Below are 18,960 nucleotides of genomic sequence, written 5' to 3'. Positions count from 1 at the left end.
GACGCGGTGGGGTGATCCTCGCCCTGCGTCGGGAGACGCCCGGTGCCAGGCGAACGTGCTGCCGCGGAGCCGTAACCCGACTGCCGCCATGACCTTCGAGGCGTCCCGGCGTTCCGTGATCCGGTGCAGGACACGGCCCGCGACTGCGACGCCGGCCGGCCTGAGGAGGCTGTCGTGTCCTTTCGACGTTGGTCCATTGCCTGGGCGGTGGTGGGGATCCTGCTGGTGGCGGCGGGGCTGATCCTGCGGTTCGTCCTGGTTCCGATCGCCACCCGGCTGCCTGGCGACACCGATCTGACCGTTCACTACCAGGGCACCGCGAACCTGCTCGACAGCAGGGCCTTACAGGCTGGCAAGGCGAGTTCCGCGTTACGCTCGCACCTGCCCATCACGGTGGACCGCCGGGTGCAGGTGCTGTCCACCGCCGGGGACACCGCCGTGCTCTCCGACGCGCTCACCGTGCACGCCCCCGGTCAGGATCTACCCAGCAGCTACCTCTATGCCGTCGACAGGTCGACGCTGAAGGGCGTGAAGCCACCCGCCGGGAGAAAAGTCGAGCCCGCGACGGGCGCGCTGACCTCGGCTTTTCCGCTCCACCCGAAAAATGACAGCTCGTACACCTACTATGACCCGGCCACCCGGACCGTCGTCCCGATGACCTACGCCGGGCATGACACCCGCGGTGGCCGGTCCGTCAACGTCTACCGGTTCTCGCCCTCGGGCCCGGTTCGCAGTCCCGACCTGCTCGCCTCCCTTCCGCCGGCTCTGCCCAAGAGCCTCGTCGTCGGTCTGGCGCCCCTGCTGCCCGCCGACGTCCGCGCGGCCCTGGCCCCGGCGACGGTCGCCGCGCTGCCCGACCCGATCCCGCTCACCTACACCGGCAAGTCCGCCATCGTCGCCCATGTGGATCGCCAGACCGGCGTCGCGATCGACGAGACCATCTCCCAGCAGGTCATCGTCAACGTGACGGTCGGCGGCCGGACCGTGAGCCTGCTGCCCGTCGTCGCCCTCGACTTCCGCATCACCCCCGCCAGCATCGCCGATCTCGCCGACAAGGCGAAGTCCGCGGGAATCCTGCTGATCCTCGTCGGCCTCGTGGCGCCGCTCGTCCTGCTGGCGCTCGGCGTGGCGTCGATCATGCTGGCCGTGCTGCGCGAGCGACGTGTGTTGCGCGTACTCCCGGGTGTGCGGCTGCGCGGGCGGGGGCCCGGCGGCCCGGCAGGCGGCGGCGTGGGGTCGGCGGACGGCGTGAAACCGGTGAACGGCACCGGGCCGGCGGGCGGCGGTGAGCCGGTGGGCAATACCGGCGACGACGGTTCCGGCGACGCCGGGCACACCACGCCGCAGTCCGCGCGATCTCTCGACTGACCCGCACATCGGACGCCCACGGCGTCCTGGCGAAAGGATCGCATGGGAACGACGCAGGTGACTCCTCTGACGGTTGAAGCCGTCGGCTTCTCAGGCCGCCTGAGCGTCGGCCTGACGGGCACGCCCTGCCCGGAGAAGGGTGACGGCCGCGTTCTCGTCCGCGTCCGCGGTGTGCCCGCACCGCACGCAGGCGAACTCGGCCTGGGTGGGCCGGTTGTCCTCGGTGACGTGGTCGCAGGTCGCGCAGCGTTGGGAGGTATGGCGGGCATTCACTTCGACGACGACCCGTCCGGCTCTTTCAGCCTTGGCGCGCAGCACCCCGAGGAACACCCCCCATCCGGCGTCGTGGATCGACCTGTTCAGCCCGGACTTCGCCGCCTGCCCGTTGGGCAGGAACGCCCTCGGGGTGTCCGGGTCGGGCCTGGGCTTCGCCCGCCGGGTCATGCCCGTGACGGTGAGCTTCTCGACGGCGATCAGATCATGGTCGCGGGCCAGCCCGAGGGCGGTCTTGTGGGCGTGGTCGAGCCGCTGCCGGGCAACCCGCCGGCTGATCATCCCCACCCGGGCGGCGGCCTTCCGGCGCCGTGCCGAGCCGCGCCTCCCGCGGGACAGGTCCCGCTGGGCGCCGCCCAGCCGGCCCGCGGACCGGTCCAGACATGTCGGGTTCGGGTCGTGCTCGCCGGCCGAGGTGGTCAGGAACGCCGCGACGCCGACGTCCACACCGACCGCGACCCCGGTGGGCGGCAGCGGCTCGGCCGGGACGTCGCAGGACAGGATCACAGACCAGCGCCTGCCCTCACGTGTGACGCTGATCGTCTTGACCCTGCCGAGCACCCGCCGGTGCTGGTGGACCTTGACGTGACCGATGCCCTGCAGGCGCACTGGTTGGCGATCTACGACGGGGAGTGCGTCGGGTGAGCCTCGACGAACGGGTGAACATGGTCCGGTTCGATCTTCAACGCGACGACCGGCCAGTCGTGCTCGGCGCACCGCTGGCGGACGAGCGCGTCAAGGCGGTCCCCGACCGGTCCGGTCCGGCCAGGAGGGGACGGGCGGTACTACGGCCACCACACGACGTGACAGCCAAGCTCGCAGGCGCCACCCACGCCGACCGTCACCCGACGAGACATGCATCTGGCTACACCAGCGTTGCTGGTCCAACCGGTACGGGCCCGTACCGGATTCCCCTGACGCCTGAAGGCGACAGTCCCCTCCGGAGGTCTTTGATGGAGACGCTCAACGTCCGACGGCCGCGGACCGGGGTCGCCCTGGTGACCCTGGAACGCCCCGAACGGCTCAACGCGTTGAATCGGCCGATGCTTCATGAGCTCCGGGAAGTCGCCGAGGAGCTGGCCACCGACGCGTCGGTGCGGGCCGTCGTCCTCACCGGGGCCGGCCGCGGATTCTGCTCCGGGTACGACCTCGACGGCGCGGAGGAGTTCGCGACTCTCGGTCCGACGGGCGGGCTGGCGTTGCAGGACACGGCCAACCGGATGCTGCACACCCTGCACACGTTGCCCCAGCCGCTGATCGCCGCCGTCGGCGGCCCGGCCATCGGCGGAGGCATCAGCCTCGCCCTGGTCGCCGACATCCGCATCGCGGCCGTCGATGCGCTGTTCCAGCTGGCGTTCGTCCGGATCGGCATGTCGGGTGGCGATCTGGGTGCCTCCTGGCTGCTGCCGCGGATCGTCGGGCGAGGACTCGCCGCCGAGCTGATGTACACGGCGCGGCCGGTCGGCGCGCAGGAGGCGGTGCGCATCGGTCTCGCCAACCGGGTCGTGCCCACCGCTTCGCTGCTCGACGCCGCGCTCGACCTTGCGGAGCAGATCGCCGTCCACCCCCCGCTGGGCGTGCAGCTGTCCAAGCGTGCGCTCCAGGCCAGCACGGACTCGCCGTCACTGTGGTCGGCCCTGGAGACGGAGGCCCGTGGTCAGGCGCTGCTGATGGGGCATCCGGACACGGCGCGGGCGATCGCCGCCCTGCGGGAGAACCTGGCGGCGGCCCGCGAGACGAAGGTCTGACTCCGCGGGACACGAACGACGGGGGCCGGATCGGCGTGGATCCGGCCCCCGTCCCGGCCGGGTCAGCTCGCTCGCAGCCGGGACACGAGATCCTGGCGCACCTCGTCGGCCAGGTCGTAGGGCAGATACAGGGTGAAGCGGTCGATCAGCCCGGTGAAACGACGGCGGATCTCCCGGGCGACCGCGGCCGGTTCGCCCACCGCGGCGAAGGTGTGGAGCACGGTGTCGTCGACGAGCGCGGTCATGGCGGCCCAGTCGTTCCGCCGGGACAGCAGGTGGAGCTCCGTGTGCAGATCACCCCAGCCGTGCAACTCGAGCACGCTGCGGTAGGCGGGCGTCGCGCCGTAGAAGGCGATGCGCTCGCGGACCGCCCGCACCGCCTTCTCGATGTTCTCGTCATCGGTCCCGGTCGCCACCAGGCCGGGGTAGGACAACGTGAACCGCTCGCGGGTCTTCCCGTTCTCGCCGAGCACGGAGGTGAGCTGGGGGAGCGTGACCTCCCGCAGGTAGCGCTCGCTGGTGAAGGAGTGCACCAGCATGCCGTCGGCGACCTCGGCCGCGACCGACGTCATCTTCGGCCCGACCGCGGCGATCAGTACCGGCGGTGGCCCGAAGGGGTTGGGCCCGGGATTGAACATCGGCGTCATCAGAGTGTTCTGGTAGATCTCGCCGTGGAAGTCGAGTGGCTTGCCGTCGTGCCAGCTCCGCCAGATGGCGCGCAGGGCCAGCACGAACTCCCGCATCCGTTCGGCGGGTGCGGACCAGGGCATGTCGAAACGCCGTTGGATGTGCGGTCGGACCTGTGAACCGAGGCCCAGGGCGAAGCGGCCGGCGCTGAAGGTCTGCAGATCGTTGGCGACGGTGGCGGTGGTCATCGGGTTGCGGGCGAACGCCACGGCGATGGCCGTCCCAAGGTGCAGCCGGGGTGAACGGTCCGCGGCCAGCAGCAGGGGGAGGAACGGGTCCCGGTTGACCTCGGTGCTCCACACCCCGTCGTAGCCGATGCGATCGGCGTGCGCGACCTGCGCCGTGAGATCGGCGATGTCCGCGCCGCGGGTGCCGTCGGTGGATCCGCCGATATGGCCGTCGACCAGCACGTGCCGGCTCCTTCTGATCGTGGCGGGTTCGGTTGGCGGACCTGTCGGGACGTGCCGGGGAACGGGGGAAGTAAAGCAAGAGTAACCTTGTGGGGTCAACAGATCCGGCTGGTCCAGCGAGGGGAGGCGGTAAGCCCGTGACCGGAGGAAGCGCCTCCATGGCGGGCCGTCCTTGCCGCGTGCGTCCATCGACCAGGACGGGCGACGCGGGTGGCGCGGGGGGGAATCGGCGGCGATCCGGGTCGGTTCGGGTTCCCGGCGGGAGTACCTGGTGAGCACGCGGGCCGGCCGGGCGCCGATCAGGCGGACCCCCCGGCCGCGCGACCGTCGAGCGCAGATCCTGGCCGCGGCCAGTGACCTGTTCTATCGCTTCGGTTATCACAACGTCGGCACCGAGGACATCGCCACGGCGGTCGGCATCACTCCCGGCGCGCTCTACCGCCATGTCCGCAGCAAGGAAGAGCTCCTGGCCAGCGCACTGTCGGACAGCTTCGAGCGGGCGACGACCGTCGTCGACCGCCAGCCGCCCGGCGGCTTCGCCGCGGTGGTCGCCGACCTGGCCGAGACGGCGGCGCACGGGCGCGAGCTCGGGGTGCTGTGGACGCGGGAGACCCGCCATCTCCGCGCCGAGTACCGCGCGCCGATGCTGGAACGGTTCTTCGTGTTCCTGGCGAGCCTGACCGCCGGGCTGCGTGACGCCCGCGGCGAGCTGAGCGGGGACGACGCGGAGCTGCTGGCGTGGTGCCTGCTCGCCGTGCTCACCAGCGCCTCCTACCACTCGGCCGCCGCCACCCCGGAGGTGATGGCCACGGTGCTGCGCGACATGGCCCTGTGCGTGTGCGAGGCGCGGATCGACACCTGCGGGGTGTCCGAGGAGCCGGTCGCGGCCTGCGGGGAGACCGGCCTGCCGCCCCGGGTGCGCCGGGAGGCGCTGCTGGCCGCCGCGGCCCGGCTGTTCGGGGATCGTGGCTACCAGTCGGTGACGATGGAGGAGGTCGGCGCGGAGGTCGGGGTGACCGGCGCCGGCGTCTACCGGCACTTCGTGACCAAGGCCGACCTGCTGACCGCGATCGTGGCGCGCGCCACCGAGTCGTTGCAGCTGGGCATGTCCCGGGCCCTGTCCGCGGCCGCGACCCCGGCCGACGGCCTGGCGAATGCGGTGGCCGCCTACATCGACTTCGCGATGGCGCACACCGACCTCGTGAACGTCCTGGTCGCCGAGGTGATGAACGTGCCCCAGCCGTACCGCCACCGCATCCGCCGCGCCGAGCACGACTACGTCGCCGAATGGGTCTGCCTGCTGGCCGCGACCCATCCGGAGCTGGACCGCACCGCGGTTCTCTTCCGCGTCCACGCGGTCCTCACCGTCGTCAACGACGTCGCGCGTACATCTCACCTGCGCGGACGACCTGGCCTGGTGGACAAGGTGCGGCTGGTCGCGGCCGGTGTACTGCACGCCTGACGGCCGTACCTCGAGGTGGGGTCATCCAACGGTCTTGACGGAGTGAACTGGGTCACTTATGGTCCAGAAAGTAAATCCTGCGACACACAGCCTCGATCCTGCCGGCGTCGGTGTCGGTGTTGCGCCGGGAATCTCGTGATGGTGCCGTGACCACGGGCAGCGGTGCTCGGACTGGGAGGGTGCACAGCCTTGAGAGCGCCGGACTCTGCGATCGTGTCGATGCAGGTGGAGGTTCGGGATCGACGACGGGAACTGGTCTCGGCGCTGCGCGCCGCGGCGGGGGCGCAGCTGCCCGCCTTCGACGACGGTCCGGCGGCGGCTCTGGCGGCCCGGCTCGATCGGCTCGCGGCCGAGTCCGCCGACGCCGAGCTCCGTGCCGCCCTCGGCGCGGGCCGCTTCGACCGGATCGGCGATCTGTTCGCCGAGCTCGGCGAGGTGCGGTCGGAGCTGTGCGCGCGGGCGGTGGAAGGGCCGTTCCAGGCGCTGAGCCGGATCCGCGACCAGCTCACCCTGCTGCGCCGGGAGACAAGCTCCGGGCGGATCACCCGGGCCGCCCCCGCCGCACTGTGCACGGCCGGCGGCTTCGACCGAGCGATGATCTCCAGTCTGCGCGGTTCGACCTGGCTGCCGGTCGCGCTGCACGCCGAGGTGGATGCCGACGGCCCCGTCAACGAGGCCCTGCGCCGTTTCCTCACGGACGTGGAGATACCGCTGGCGTCGTCGATGCCCGAGACCGAGCTGGTCCGCCGGCGGGCGCCCGCGTTGATCCGGCGTGCCCAGTCGGAGGGCCGCGTCTTCCGGCCACTGATCGAGATCTCCGGGACGCGGGAGTACGTCGCCGCGCCGATCGTCGCGGGCGGCTGCGTCCTCGGCTTCCTCCACGCCGACACCTACTCCTCGGGGCGGGGCCTCACCGAGGCCGACCGGGATCACATCCAGACGTTCGCCGACGGTCTCGGACTCATCCTCGAACGGACCGTCCTGCTGGAACGCTCGCGGCTGCAGCGCGATCGGATCGCGGACGCGCTGCGCGCCGTCCGCGCCACGAGCGAGGTGCTCGGTACCGCGCCGGTCCAACTGGCGCGCACGATCAAGCTGTCCACGCAGCGCCGCGCGGCGGTGGCCGGGCGCTCCTCGCCCCCACCGTCGGCTCTGATCGCGGCGGCACCCCCGATCCCCGACGGACTCACTCCGCGGGAGCGTGAGGTGCTCCGCCTCCTGGCCGCGGGTGCGACCAACGCACAGATCGCCAACGCCCTCACAGTCTCCGAGACGACGGTGAAATCCCACGTGAAGCACATCCTGCGCAAACTGCGCGCCTCGAACCGAGCCGAGGCGATCGCTCGGTACCTGTACCTCGCCCGCACCGCGGACCGCGCGTTATGACCGTGACGGCCGGCGACCGCCGGCACAGCATGTTCCCGGCACCCGCCGGCGACCGGGGCTGGCGGCGGCGCGAACGCGAACTCGGCGCTCGGTTGGCCTTCCTGCACGGCGAGGTCCGTGCCGCTCTCGGCATCGAACCGTCGCGCGGCACCGTCCTCGCCTCCTCGGCGTCGTGGACCGAGGTGGTCTCGGACCTCGTCCGGCTCTGCGTCGACCGGCTGCGCGCGATGGACGGTCACGCCGGCGCCACCGGCCTGCGGATCTGCCTGCTCGTCCTGGACCTGCACGAACTCGCCTTCGACCTCGGCCAGCACGAACGAGACCAGCGCATGCGTCGACTGGCCGCCTGCTCCGAGGGACTCGCGCGCATGCGGGTGCTGCCGCACTCGACGGATCTGCTGGACCACGCATGCGAGGAACTGGTCCGGCGCTGCGGATTCGGCCGCGCGGTGCTGTCCCGGGTCGACGAAGGCGTCTGGCGGCCGTGGTTGGCCTACTTCAGCAACGGCGACGAGTTCGAGTCGTGGTTCGGGAGGTGGGTCGACCAGCCGATTCGGCTCGAAGGCCGCATCCCCGAGACGCGGCTGCTCACCGAGTGCCAGCCCGTCGCCGTCTACGACACGGCGAGCACCGCCGTGCACCGGTCGATCATCGTGGACTCGGGTCGCTCGGACTCCTACGTGGTGGCCCCCTTGATGCACGGCACCTCGGTGGTGGGCTTCCTCCACGCGGACCACCATCCGGCTTCGCGGCGCGTGGACGACTTCGACCGGGACGTCCTCTGGGCCTTCGCGGAGGGTTTCAGCCACCTGTACGAGCGGATCGTTCTGGCCGAGCGTCTGCGAACCCAGCGCGACCAGGCTCGGGAGATCCTGTCGTCGGCGGTCGAATCGGTGAGTGACTTCTGCGACGCGAGTATCGACTTCTCGCCGCACGCGGCCGTAGGAGCCATGCCACGGACTTCCGTTCCCCCCCATCCGGTCCCCACCGGGCATCCCGGTGGGGAGCTCACCGCGCGCGAGTCGGAGGTCCTCGAGCTGATGGTGGCGGGAGCGACGAACGGTGCCATCGCCGAGACGCTGGTCATCTCCGAGGACACCGTGAAATCGCACGTGAAACACATACTGCGCAAGCTCGGAGCGGTGAACCGGTCGCAGGCGATCGCACGGTCCCTGGGAATCGCCGTGCACGGCGACGGCGGCTGAGGCGGCCGGTCACCGTGGCCGCCCCGGGCGCGGCCGGGCGTTCCTCGCCGCCCGGCCGCGCCCGGCGTTCCTCACGGCGCGCCGAGCAGCCCCAGTTCGGCACGTCCGAGCAGGTCGTAGGCCTGGTCGGTGGTGAGCGGATGGAAGGGGCCGCCGCGGGCGTCCCGGTAGAGGCGTTCGAGCACGTGTCCCCGTCGGAAGGAGGACCCACCGACGAGCCGGAGCGCCGCGTCCGTCACCCTGATCGCGGTCTCCGTCGCGGTGACCTTGGTGACGTCGATCAACGCCGTGCGCGCGCTCGGGTTCCACTCGGCGTCGCGGCCCTCGATGAGGATCCGGCCGGTGGTCTCCAACGCCCGCGCCGCGGTCTCCACGTCCACCAGCATCTTGCCGAGTCCGTACTGGACGAAGCCGATCCCCTTCAGGGCGACGTCCTTGCCCTCCATCGTCGCGCCGAGGCTCTTCTTCTTCAGGATCTCCCGCGTCTCGGCGTAGGCCTTCTCCGCCAGGCCCAGGTACACGGACGCGAAGCTCATCGACGCCCACTCGAACTCGCCGAACAGCCCGTTGCGGAAGTTCCCGCCGTAGGAGCCGGCGGGCGCCGGCACGTCGTTGAAGACGATCGTGTGGGTGCCGGTCGCCCGCATCCCCATGGTGTCCCAGGTCTCGATGATGCTGATCCCGGGGCTGTCCATCGGCAGCACGAAGACGGCCTCCCGGGCCGCGTGCTCGGTGAAGTCCGCGGGCAGCTGCCCGTCGGTGTCCGTGATCGTCGCGTTGAAGGCGACGATGTCGGCTCCCAGGCAGAGGGTGGCCCACGTCTTCTTCCCGTGGATCCGCCAGCCGCCGCTGCCGTCGGGAACCGCCTTCGTGTCGGCGAGGCCGCTCAGACCGGCCCGGTCCTCGCTGAACGGTCCGCAGATGATCTTTCGTTCCCCGACGACCTCGGAGAAGACGCGCTCCCTGGTGGCCTCGTCGAGCAGGCCGCGGAAGATACCGATCATCGTCTGGTGCATGTTGAACGCCAGCGCGATCGCCGGGTCGCCCTTCGCGAGCTCCCTGGAGACACCCGCCGTGGTCGCGATGTCGGCGCCGAGGCCGCCGTACTTCTTGGGAACCGCGATCGCGGGCAGGCCGCTGTCCTTGTAGAGCGGCACGAGCTCGGTGGGAAAGCGGTTCTCCGCGTCGGCGGACGGACCGGCCACCGCGAATTCCTTCGCCAGCGTACGGGCCGTCTCGAGCACCTCGTCCCGTTCGGCTGGCGTTATCTCCACATCGTGTTTTCCCATGCCGCAGCTCACTCCTCGTCGTTGATGACCGCGTACTGGTGAACGTAGACCGGATATGCACGTGTTGAAATCTCCCCGCGGGAGAGCTTCTGCCCTTCGATGGGGTGACACGTCGCAGGGGTCCCGACCCGCCGGGCGCCGGCTCCGCGCTCCCTGCTCCCTGCTCCCGTAGCTGGCCGGGGGCGGTCTTCCGACCGTTCGGATGCTCACCCGAACGGGCAAGGTGTTTAACCCCGAGGGATGACGCGTCCTGTCTCGTCCGGCCCTACCGTTGGGTCATCCCCGCCGGCGCTGCGCCGGCCATCGACTGGTCTATCCCCGTCGGCGTGAAGGAGCATGGCCAGATGTCGTCCTACCGGTTCGCCGTGTTATGGCTCAAGGCATTTCGTGAAAGCGCGGAGAAGGTTTGCGCCCTGTATGCCGACGACTTCCTCTTCGAGGATCTGATCCTTGACCAGTCGATCACCGACAAGGAGGATCTGCACCGGGTCTTCGCGCCGTACGCGAACAAGGACCTGACCAACGGCATCGGGATCAACCTGTTCCGGATCGACGAGTACATCGGCGACGCCCGCAGCGGGATCATCCGCTGGACCTGGGAGCCCGAGGGCTCGGCCGCCTTCCTCGGCGTCCCCACGGAGGGGAAGACGTTCAGTACCTCCGGTCAGACCTTCCACCTCTACGACGCCGACGGTCGCATCAGGCGTGAGTCGACGTACTGGGACGCCGTCTCCCCGCTGCACACGCTGGGCCTGCCGGTGTCGATCCACGGCGGCGTCACCGCCCCGGTCCCCGCGTCCGCCGCGGTCCCTGCGTCCGCCGGGGTCCCTGCGTCCGCCGCGGTCTGAGGCCCCGAGACCCGAAGCGAAGGGAACACGTCGATGAGCAAGGCCACCGACCACGCGCAGCGCTGGGCGCAGGCGCTCACCACGGACACCGAGGCCGCCGTGGCCCTGTACGCGGACGAGGTGCTCTACGACGACCGCCGGGCGGTCGACCACGTCCACGACACCGCTACCGACCGGGCCGAGCTGCGCGAACGCCTCGCCCCGTACGCGAACGGCGACGCCGGCAACGGCGTCGGGATCCATCGTTTCGAGGTACTCGAGGCCATCGAGACCACCGGGGGTAACGGGGCGCCCGCCGTGACGATCCTCTGGCGTTGGACCGGTGAGCACCTCGCGGGCTTTCGGGGAGTGCCGACCGGCGGCCGGACGCTGTCCACCCGTGGCCAGACCTGGCACCAGTTCGATGCGGACGGCCGGATCGACCGTGAGCTGACCAACTGGAACGACACTCCGGTACTCCAGAAACTCGGCCTGCCGGTCCTCACCCCGCACTACTGGGACAAGGATTTCGACCCCGGCCTGCTCCCGGGGTGATAGCCCCGTTCGCCGTGAATCCCGCGACGGCCGGCGACGCGGCCGCTTCGCCGGTGTTCGGCAACGGTGGTGAGATCCCGTTTTTCGCGGGCCGGTGGACGGCAGTTCGATCTGGAGGTTCAGCAGTCATGTGGGGCACCCTGCCAGAGGTGTTCGATCGGGTGTGTCTGTACTACGCGGACTCGACGGCGATCATCGACGATGATCGCCGGCTCACCTACCGGCAGATGCGGAGCTGGGCCAACCGGGTGGGGAACGGGCTCGGGGCGCTGGGCGTGGAGAAGGGCGACCGGGTCGGCCTGTTGCTGCCCAACATCCTGGAGTTCATCCCGACCCAGCACGGCATCTGGAAGGCCGGGGCGGTGCTGGTGCAGATGCCGACGCGGTCCGCGGCCGGCGGGCATCGCGCCATCCTGGGACAGGCCGGCGCCACCACCCTCATCTATCACGCCCAGTTCGACGCGGTCGTCGCCGAGCTGCTCGACGGTCTGCCTGACGTCAAGCGGGTCATCCGCCTGGCCGATGGCCACGGGGCCACCGCCGGTGCCGGTGGCGGGCAGGCAACGGTCCTCGACGCCCTCGACGTTCTCGACTACCGGACCTTCTTCGACTCGCAACCGGATTCGCCGCCGTCGACGTCCCTGTCCGAGGACGACGACGCGTATGTGCTGTTCACGTCCGGGAGCACGGGTGAACCGAAAGGGGTGGTCAATTCTCACTTCACCTGGGCGCATTACAGCATCACGGCGGGACTCGAGATCGCCGACATCCGGCCGGGCGAGATCTTCGCGCACGGGGCTCCCCTCACCCACTTCACGCAGATCTTCGTGATGCCGACGTTCCTGCGCGGCGGGGTGAACGTGATGCTGCCGGGACTCGACGTCGACGTTCTCCTCAAGACGATCGAGAAGGAGCGGGTGACCGCCACGGCCGTGGTCCCGACGATCATCTACCTCCTGCTCGACCACCCACGGCGGACGTCGTTCGACCTCTCGTCGCTGAACACGATGATCTACGCGGGTGCTCCGATCGCCCCGGAACGCCTCCACGAGGCGCTCGACGCCTTCGGTCCGATCTTCGTCCAGACCTACGCCGGAACCGAACCGGGCTACGTGTCGTGCCTGCGCAAGGAGGACCACCGGGCGGACACCGACCAGGGTCTGCGACGGCTGGCCTCGGCCGGGCGGCCGATCCCGTACGTGAAGGTCACCATCCAGGACGAAAGCGACCAGCCGCTCCCGGTCGGCGAACCTGGGGAGATCTGCTCGCGGCAGTTCGGGCAGATGCTGACCTACGTCGACCCCGCCCGCAACGCCGAGGCGTTACGGGACGGCTGGGTCCACACCGGCGACATCGGTTTCCTGGACTCCGACGGGTTCCTCTACATCGTCGACCGCAAGAAGGACATGGTGGTCAGCGGCGGATTCAACGTCTTCCCACGTCAGGTCGAGGACGTGCTGTTGACCCACCCGGCGGTGGCCCAGGCCGCGGTGGTCGGCGTACCGCACGAGAAGTGGGGCGAGGCCGTGCTCGCGGTCGTGGTTGCCAAGCCTTCCGAGACGGTGCGGGAAGGCGACCTGATCGCCCACGTCAAACGTGAGCTCGGCAGCGTGCCGGCGCCGAAGTCGATCGTGTTCCGCGACAGCCTCCCGGTGAACCCCGCGGGCAAGGTCGACAAAAAGGCGATTCGCGCGCCGTACTGGGCGGGCCGCAGCCGGGAGATCGGATAACTCCATGGAAACGACGATGAGTTCTCACAGCCATTCGGGTCTGTCCGGTTCCGACCGCACCCGTGCCGACCAGAGCGCCGCCAACTCGGCCGGGCCGGGGGCGCGGCCCGCGCCGCCGGCGCCGCTCGTCGACTCCGCCGCCTTCCGCGACGTCCTGTCGCATTTCGCCACCGGCGTCGTCATCGTGACGGCGATGGCCGGGGGCCGACCGGTGGGCCTGACCTGCCAGTCGTTCACGGCCCTGTCCCTCGATCCGCCGATGATCCTGTTCTGTCCCGCCCGGACCTCCACGTCCTGGCCGGTGCTGGCGGGCTCCGGGCGGTTGTGCGTCAACATCCTCAGCGCGGACCAGCACGAGATCAGCAATGGATTCGCGCGCAGCGGCGCGGACAAGTTCGCCGGCGTCGCGTGGACGCCGCTGCCGAACGGCGCACCCGCGCTGGACAGCGCCGCCGCGCACATCGGCGCGACCGTCGCCGAGGTCCACGACGGCGGCGACCATCACATCGTCACCTGCCACGTGCAATCCCTGCGGGCCGGCGAGGGCGGCGCTCCGCTCCTGTACTACCGCAGCGAGTACCGCCACCTTCGGCCCCGGGACTGAACCCCGCCATCTCTGAGGGAGAAAAGGTGTCCGCACCGCACTACCCGTTGTTCATCGGCGGGGAATGGCTCGATTCCGCCGAGCGGTACGAGATCAGAAGTCCGGCCACGGGCGAACTCGTGGCGACCGTCGCGAAGGGCGGGGTCGCACACGTCGACCGGGCGGTCGCCGCGGCCAGGGCCGCGCACGAGGCGGGCGTGTGGCGGCACACCGCGCCGCAGGAACGCTCGGCGTTGCTGCACGCGGTGGCCGATCGTCTCACCGAGCGCCTGTCCGAGCTCGCGGCCCTGCAGAGCCGGGAGAACGGCGCGACGATCCGCGTCACCGGCGCCCTGCACCTCGGCCTGTCGATCGGTCAGCTCCGCTACCTCGCCGATCTCGCGAAGTCCTACGAGTTCGAGAAGGCCGGACCCGAGATCGGCCCGATTCCGGCCGCGGGAGTACTGCGCCGGGAACCGCTGGGCGTGGTGGCCGCGATCGTGCCCTGGAACATCCCACTCCTCGTGATCATCTGGAAGGTCGCCCCGGCGCTCGCCGCCGGGAACACCGTCGTGCTCAAGCCCGACGAGCACGCGCCGCTGCTGGCTCTCGAGCTCGCCAGGGAGTTCGAGGCGGCCGGTCTGCCCGCCGGGGTGCTCAACGTCGTCACGGGCGACGGCGACCCGGCCGGCGCCCACCTCAGCGGCCACCCCGACGTCCGCAAGGTGGCCTTCACCGGCTCGACCGAGGTCGGCAAGGCCATCCTGAGCGCGTCCGCCGACACGGTGAAGCGGGTGACACTGGAGCTTGGCGGCAAGGGGCCGAACATCGTCCTCGACGACGCGGACCTGCCGCTCGCCGTCGACGGGGCGCTGTTCGCGGTCCTGGCCAACAACGGGCAGGCCTGTGAGGCGGGCACCAGGCTGCTCGTCCCGGGCGTGCTGAAGGACGAGTTCGTCTCCCGGCTGGTGGAGCGGGCGAAGACGCTGCGGCTCGGCGATCCGCTGGACCCGGCGACCGACGTCGGCCCGGTGATCAGCGCCGGACAGCGGGACCGCATCCTGGCCTACCTGGAGTCGGCCCGCCAGGACGGCGCCACCATCGCCCTGGGCGGCGGCGTCCCGCAGGGCCCGGGGTTCGAGACGGGCAACTGGGTCGAACCCACCGTCGTCACCGACGTCACCAACGATGCGCGAATCGCCCGCGAAGAGGTCTTCGGCCCGGTGCTCACCGTGCTGACGTACGACTCCGTCGACGAGGCGGTCGCCATCGCCAACGACACCGACTACGGCCTGTCGGCCGGCGTGTGGGGCCGCGACGAGCAGCGCGCCCTGGCCGTGGCCCGCCGGCTCGACGCCGGCATGGTGTACGTCAACGACTGGCACGTCATCCACCCGGCCTACCCGTTCGGCGGATTCAAGCAGAGCGGCCTGGGACGCGAGGGCGGCCCCGACGCGCTCGACGCCTACACCGAGCAGAAGTTCATCTCGCTCGCCCGGTCCGGCGGGCTGGCGGACCGGGCGACCTTCGCCCTGGTGCTGGGAACGCCGCCGACCGCCTGACCACCGAAACAGGGACGGATCAACGATGGAGCACGTCAGCACCGCCGGCGTCATCGGCTGGGACCGGGGCGCCGAGGGAACGGTGATCCTGACCGTCGACGGTCCGCCGGCGTCGGCCGACCCCGGCGGCCGGGACCTCGTCGCGTCGCTACGGGACGTCGTCGACCGGCTTGAACGAGAGCAGGACTCGATCGCCGGCGTCGTCGTGACGTCCCCGGCGCCGGCCTCGGGCGGTGGCGGTCCTGGCCACGCGCACGGCGCTCGGGAGGAACTCGGCCTGCTGCGTGCCGAGGACGCCGCCGCCGTGCTGCGCGGCGTCCTCGCGAACCACCGGGCCCAGGTCGGCCCGCTGACCGGCCGGGTGGTGCGCAACCAGATCCGGGCGTTCCTCGACCTGCGACACGTCCGGGCCGGTGGCAGCCGCCCGCCCGGATTCGACCGGTTCCAGGCCACGAGGCTTGGCGTTCTCGGGGCCGGGATGATGGGCGCGGGCATCGCCTACGTGGCCGCGCAGGCCGGCATCGAGGTGGTGCTCAAGGACGTCAGCCTCGCCGCGGCGCGCCGCGGCAGGGCCCACGCCGAGAAGCTGGAGGCGAAGGCGCTGGCCCGGGGCCGCACCTCGCCGATCTCGCCGATCTCGCCGACCTCGCCGAGCGGTTGCTGTTCGCCGAGTCGATCGAGGCCGTCCACGCGATGGATGAGGGCGTCGTCGAGTCGGTGCCCGACGCGAACGTGGGCTCGTTGCTCGGTATCGGCTTCCCGTCCTGGACGGGTGGGGTCTTCCAGTACGTCAACCAGTACGACGGGGGACCGGCGGGATTCGTGGCCCGGGCCCGCGAGCTGGCCGACCGCCACGGCGACCGCTTCACCCCGCCCGACTCGCTGGTGGCCCGAGCGGCCACCGGGACGCCGTATGCGTAGCGGCGCGGCCCGCAGCCGGTTCGACAGACGATCAATTGCTGGGAGGCGTTGTGGACTTCGGTGAGGACGCGGAGCTCGCGGCTCTGCGGGAGACGGTCGCCGCGATCGCGAAGCCGTTCGGCGGTGCCTACTACACCGAGCGGTCGCAGGCGCGCAGGCCGACCAGCGAGGTGTGGGCGGCGCTCGCGCAGGCCGGTTTCCTCGGCGTGAACCTCCCCGAGGCCTACGGCGGTGGTGGCGGCGGCATCGTGGAGCTCGCGGCGGTCTGCGAGGAGACCGCCGCGGCGGGCTGCCCGCTGCTGCTCCTGGTGGTCTCGGCCGCGATCTCCGGCGAGGTCATCTCCCGCTTCGGCAGCGAGGAGCAGAAGCTGCGATGGCTGCCCGGCCTCGCCGACGGCAGCCACAAGATGGTGTTCGCGATCACGGAGCCGGGCGCCGGGTCGAACACCCACCGGCTGACGACGAAGGCGGACCGCGACGGCGACGACTGGGTGCTGACCGGGCAGAAATACTACATCTCCGGGTTCGACGAGGCCGCGGCCGTCCTCGTCGTCGCCCGGACCGGCGTGGACGAGGCCACCGGGCGGGCGCGGCTGTCGCTGTTCGTCGTGCCGACCGACACCCCGGGACTGGTCGCCCACCCGCTGCCGGTCGCCGCGCAGATGCCCGAACAGCAGTTCACGTTGTTCTTCGACGACGCCCGGGTGCCGGCGGACGCGCTGATCGGCGTCGAGGGCGAGGGCTTGCGGCAGGTGTTCCACGGCCTGAACCCGGAGCGGATCACCGGCGCCGCGATCTGCGTCGGCATCGCCCGGTACGCGCTGGGCAAGGCGGCCGACTACGCGCGTCACCGGCAGGTGTGGGACGTCCCGATCGGCGCCCATCAGGGGGTCTCCCACCCGCTGGCGAAGGCGAAGATCGAGACGTCGCTCGCCGCGCTGATGACGCAGAAGGCCGCGTGGTCGCATGACCACGGCCTGCCCGCCGGGGAGCCGTCGAACATGGCGAAGTACGCCGCCGCGGAGGCCGCCCTCGCGGCCGTCGACCAGGCGATCCAGACCCACGGCGGGAACGGGATGGCCGTCGAGTACGGCCTGGTGCCGCTGTGGGGGATGGCGCGCACGCTGCGGATCGCTCCGGTCAACCGGGAGATGATCCTGAACTACGTCGCGCAGCACACCCTCGGCCTTCCCCGCTCGTACTGAGGGGCTCCGGTCGCATCGAGGGGCTCCGGTCGCGTGGAGGAGCTCCGGTCGCATTGAGGAGAAAGCGATGACGTATTCCGCCACGAGATGGGCGACGGCGACCGCGCCGGGCGGGCCGGCGGCGCAGGCGCGGGCTGCCGAGGGCACCGTCCTGCGGTCCCGCCTGGACACCGCCTCTGAGTCGTACCGCACGAACCGCGCCGCCCAGCTCGCCAACCTCGCGCAGCTCGCGGAGCAGCTCGAGAGGGCGCGGGCGGGCGGCGGCGAGCGCTACCGAGACCGACACCGCCGGCGCGGCCGGCTGCTGGTGCGCGAGCGCGTCGAGCTGCTGCTCGACCGGGACTCCCCGTTCCTCGAACTGTCCCCGCTCGCGGCCTGGGGAACGGAGTTCGCCGTCGGCGCGAGCGTCGTCACCGGCATCGGGGTGGTGTCCGGGGTCGAGGTCGTCATCATCGGGCACGACCCGACGGTCCGCGGCGGCGCGATGAACCCGTACTCGTTGCGCAAGACGCTGCGCGCCCTTGACATCGCCAGGCGCAACCGGCTGCCGGTCGTGAACCTCGTCGAGTCCGGCGGTGCCGACCTGCCGAACCAGTCCGACCTGTTCGTCCAGGCCGGGAAGATCTTCCACGACCTGTCCGCGCTGTCGGCCGACGGCATCCCCACCATCGCCCTGGTCTTCGGCAACTCCACCGCGGGCGGGGCGTACGTGCCGGGCATGTGCGACCACGCGGTGTTGGTCGACCAGCAGGCGAAGGTGTTCCTCGGCGGGCCGCCGCTGGTCAGGATGGCGACCGGCGAACAGGCCGACGACGAGGACCTCGGCGGCGCGGCGATGCACGCGCGGGTCTCCGGAGTCGCGGACTACTTCGCGGTCGACGAGCCCGACGCGATCCGGATCGGCCGACGGATCCTGTCCGAGATCAACTGGCGTAAGCGCGGACCCGGGCCGAGCCTGCCCGCCGACCCGCCCGTGTACGACTCCGACGAGCTGCTGGGGATCGCGCCGGCGGACATCCGGGTGCCGTTCGACCCGCGCGAGGTGCTCGCCCGGGTCGTCGACGGCTCGCGGTTCGGCGAGTACAAGCCCGACTACGGCACCAGCCTGGTGACCGGCTGGGCCTCGATCCACGGTTTTCCGGTCGGGGTGCTCGCCAACGCCAACGGCGTGCTGTTCAGCGCGGAGGCGAAGAAGGGCGCCGAGTTCATCCAGCTCGCCAACCAGGTGGACACGCCGCTGATCTTCCTGCAGAACACCACGGGCTTCATGGTGGGTACGGCCTACGAGCAGGGCGGCATCATCAAGGACGGCGCCAAGATGATCAACGCGGTGACGAACAGCACCGTGCCGCACCTGACCATCAACATGGCGGCGTCGTTCGGCGCCGGCAACTACGGCATGTCGGGGCGCGCCTACGATCCGCGGCTGATGTTCGCCTGGGTGGGTGCCAAGCTCGCCGTCATGGGCGCCGCCCAGCTGGCCGGGGTGCTGTCGATCGTGGGCCGGGCCGCCGCCGAGGCCGCCGGCCGACCGTTCGACACCGCGGACGACGACCGACGCCGCGCCGAGATCGAACGCCAGATCGGCGCCGAGTCGCACGCCTTCTTCATGAGCGGGAAGCTCTACGACGACGGCGTCCTCGACCCGCGCGACACCCGCACCGTGCTCGGCATCGCCCTGTCCGCCGCGCACTCGGGCCCGATCGAGGGACGCCGTGGCTACGGCGTCTTCCGGATGTGAGCCCCTTG

The 18,960-nt window shown here is 71.0% G+C and carries 15 protein-coding genes and 2 pseudogenes; 13 read left to right on the top strand and 4 right to left on the bottom strand.

The window, feature by feature from the left end:
* Positions 1-174: 174 nt before the first annotated feature.
* On the top strand, positions 175-1,368 hold the full coding sequence (locus FRAQA3DRAFT_RS09915) for a porin PorA family protein (RefSeq protein ID WP_009738920.1): 1,194 nt from the start codon (positions 175-177) through the stop codon (positions 1,366-1,368).
* A gap of 90 nt (positions 1,369-1,458) precedes the next feature.
* On the opposite strand, the gene FRAQA3DRAFT_RS09910 is transcribed toward FRAQA3DRAFT_RS09915, so the two are convergent.
* Entirely contained in the window at positions 1,459-2,250 is a 792-nt protein-coding gene (locus FRAQA3DRAFT_RS09910; RefSeq protein WP_232291994.1) for a transposase, read from the bottom strand.
* Between the two features lie 11 nt (positions 2,251-2,261).
* Positions 2,262-2,342 (bottom strand): annotated as a pseudogene (locus FRAQA3DRAFT_RS37030) (IS200/IS605 family transposase); the annotation flags it as partial.
* 252 nt (positions 2,343-2,594) lie between these two features.
* Here FRAQA3DRAFT_RS37030 and FRAQA3DRAFT_RS09905 point away from each other — a divergent pair.
* Positions 2,595-3,389, top strand: coding sequence for an enoyl-CoA hydratase/isomerase family protein (locus FRAQA3DRAFT_RS09905; protein ID WP_009738919.1), 795 nt, complete (start codon positions 2,595-2,597; stop codon positions 3,387-3,389).
* 62 nt (positions 3,390-3,451) lie between these two features.
* Here FRAQA3DRAFT_RS09905 and FRAQA3DRAFT_RS09900 read toward each other — a convergent pair whose 3' ends face one another.
* The gene (locus tag FRAQA3DRAFT_RS09900) at positions 3,452-4,486 is read right to left on the bottom strand and encodes a TIGR03617 family F420-dependent LLM class oxidoreductase (protein WP_009738918.1); all 1,035 of its coding nucleotides are present in this window, start codon (positions 4,484-4,486) and stop codon (positions 3,452-3,454) included.
* Between the two features lie 271 nt (positions 4,487-4,757).
* On the opposite strand from FRAQA3DRAFT_RS09900, the gene FRAQA3DRAFT_RS09895 reads away from it, so the two are divergent.
* The 3 genes from FRAQA3DRAFT_RS09895 to FRAQA3DRAFT_RS09885 all read left to right on the top strand — a co-directional run bounded on the left by FRAQA3DRAFT_RS09895 (position 4,758) and on the right by FRAQA3DRAFT_RS09885 (position 8,539).
* The gene (locus FRAQA3DRAFT_RS09895) at positions 4,758-5,948 is read left to right on the top strand and encodes a TetR/AcrR family transcriptional regulator (RefSeq protein WP_009738917.1); all 1,191 of its coding nucleotides are present in this window, start codon (positions 4,758-4,760) and stop codon (positions 5,946-5,948) included.
* Positions 5,949-6,167: 219 nt separating this feature from the next.
* Positions 6,168-7,334: a LuxR C-terminal-related transcriptional regulator gene (locus FRAQA3DRAFT_RS09890; protein WP_157467267.1), complete on the top strand. Its 1,167-nt coding sequence runs from the start codon at positions 6,168-6,170 to the stop codon at positions 7,332-7,334.
* Complete coding sequence (locus FRAQA3DRAFT_RS09885) at positions 7,331-8,539, top strand: helix-turn-helix transcriptional regulator (RefSeq protein ID WP_009738915.1); 1,209 nt, start codon at positions 7,331-7,333, stop codon at positions 8,537-8,539. The genes FRAQA3DRAFT_RS09890 and FRAQA3DRAFT_RS09885 overlap by 4 nt, the downstream gene beginning before the upstream one ends.
* 71 nt (positions 8,540-8,610) lie before the next feature.
* Here FRAQA3DRAFT_RS09885 and FRAQA3DRAFT_RS09880 read toward each other — a convergent pair whose 3' ends face one another.
* Positions 8,611-9,828 carry an acyl-CoA dehydrogenase family protein gene (locus FRAQA3DRAFT_RS09880; protein ID WP_009738914.1) on the bottom strand — a complete coding sequence of 406 codons (1,218 nt, stop codon included), beginning with the start codon at positions 9,826-9,828 and terminating at the stop codon, positions 8,611-8,613.
* Positions 9,829-10,172: 344 nt separating this feature from the next.
* Between FRAQA3DRAFT_RS09880 and FRAQA3DRAFT_RS09875 the strand changes: the two genes are divergently transcribed.
* The 8 genes and pseudogenes from FRAQA3DRAFT_RS09875 (at position 10,173) to FRAQA3DRAFT_RS09830 (ending at position 18,952) form a co-directional block, all read left to right on the top strand.
* Complete coding sequence (locus FRAQA3DRAFT_RS09875) at positions 10,173-10,676, top strand: ketosteroid isomerase-related protein (RefSeq protein ID WP_009738913.1); 504 nt, start codon at positions 10,173-10,175, stop codon at positions 10,674-10,676.
* A gap of 33 nt (positions 10,677-10,709) precedes the next feature.
* Positions 10,710-11,210 (top strand): ketosteroid isomerase-related protein, encoded by a 501-nt coding sequence (locus tag FRAQA3DRAFT_RS09870; protein ID WP_009738912.1) that lies wholly within the window; start codon positions 10,710-10,712, stop codon positions 11,208-11,210.
* Between the two features lie 128 nt (positions 11,211-11,338).
* Positions 11,339-12,940, top strand: a complete 1,602-nt coding sequence (locus tag FRAQA3DRAFT_RS09865) for an AMP-binding protein (RefSeq protein WP_009738911.1) — start codon at positions 11,339-11,341, stop codon at positions 12,938-12,940.
* A gap of 16 nt (positions 12,941-12,956) precedes the next feature.
* Positions 12,957-13,544 (top strand): flavin reductase family protein, encoded by a 588-nt coding sequence (locus FRAQA3DRAFT_RS09860; RefSeq protein WP_157467264.1) that lies wholly within the window; start codon positions 12,957-12,959, stop codon positions 13,542-13,544.
* A 26-nt stretch (positions 13,545-13,570) separates the two neighbouring features.
* Positions 13,571-15,085, top strand: coding sequence for an aldehyde dehydrogenase (locus FRAQA3DRAFT_RS09855; RefSeq protein ID WP_009738909.1), 1,515 nt, complete (start codon positions 13,571-13,573; stop codon positions 15,083-15,085).
* A 340-nt stretch (positions 15,086-15,425) separates the two neighbouring features.
* A pseudogene (locus FRAQA3DRAFT_RS37025) lies at positions 15,426-16,006 on the top strand (3-hydroxyacyl-CoA dehydrogenase NAD-binding domain-containing protein); the annotation flags it as partial.
* 50 nt (positions 16,007-16,056) lie between these two features.
* Positions 16,057-17,211: an acyl-CoA dehydrogenase family protein gene (locus FRAQA3DRAFT_RS09835; RefSeq protein ID WP_009738907.1), complete on the top strand. Its 1,155-nt coding sequence runs from the start codon at positions 16,057-16,059 to the stop codon at positions 17,209-17,211.
* Between the two features lie 67 nt (positions 17,212-17,278).
* Entirely contained in the window at positions 17,279-18,952 is a 1,674-nt protein-coding gene (locus tag FRAQA3DRAFT_RS09830) for an acyl-CoA carboxylase subunit beta (RefSeq protein WP_009738906.1), read from the top strand.
* Positions 18,953-18,960 lie beyond the last annotated feature (8 nt).

This window comes from Frankia sp. QA3, from assembly GCF_000262465.1.
Classification (GTDB): Bacteria; Actinomycetota; Actinomycetes; order Frankiales; family Frankiaceae; genus Frankia.
The sequence above is the reverse complement of the archived record's forward strand: the minus strand, read 5'-3'. Positions and strand labels throughout refer to the sequence as shown.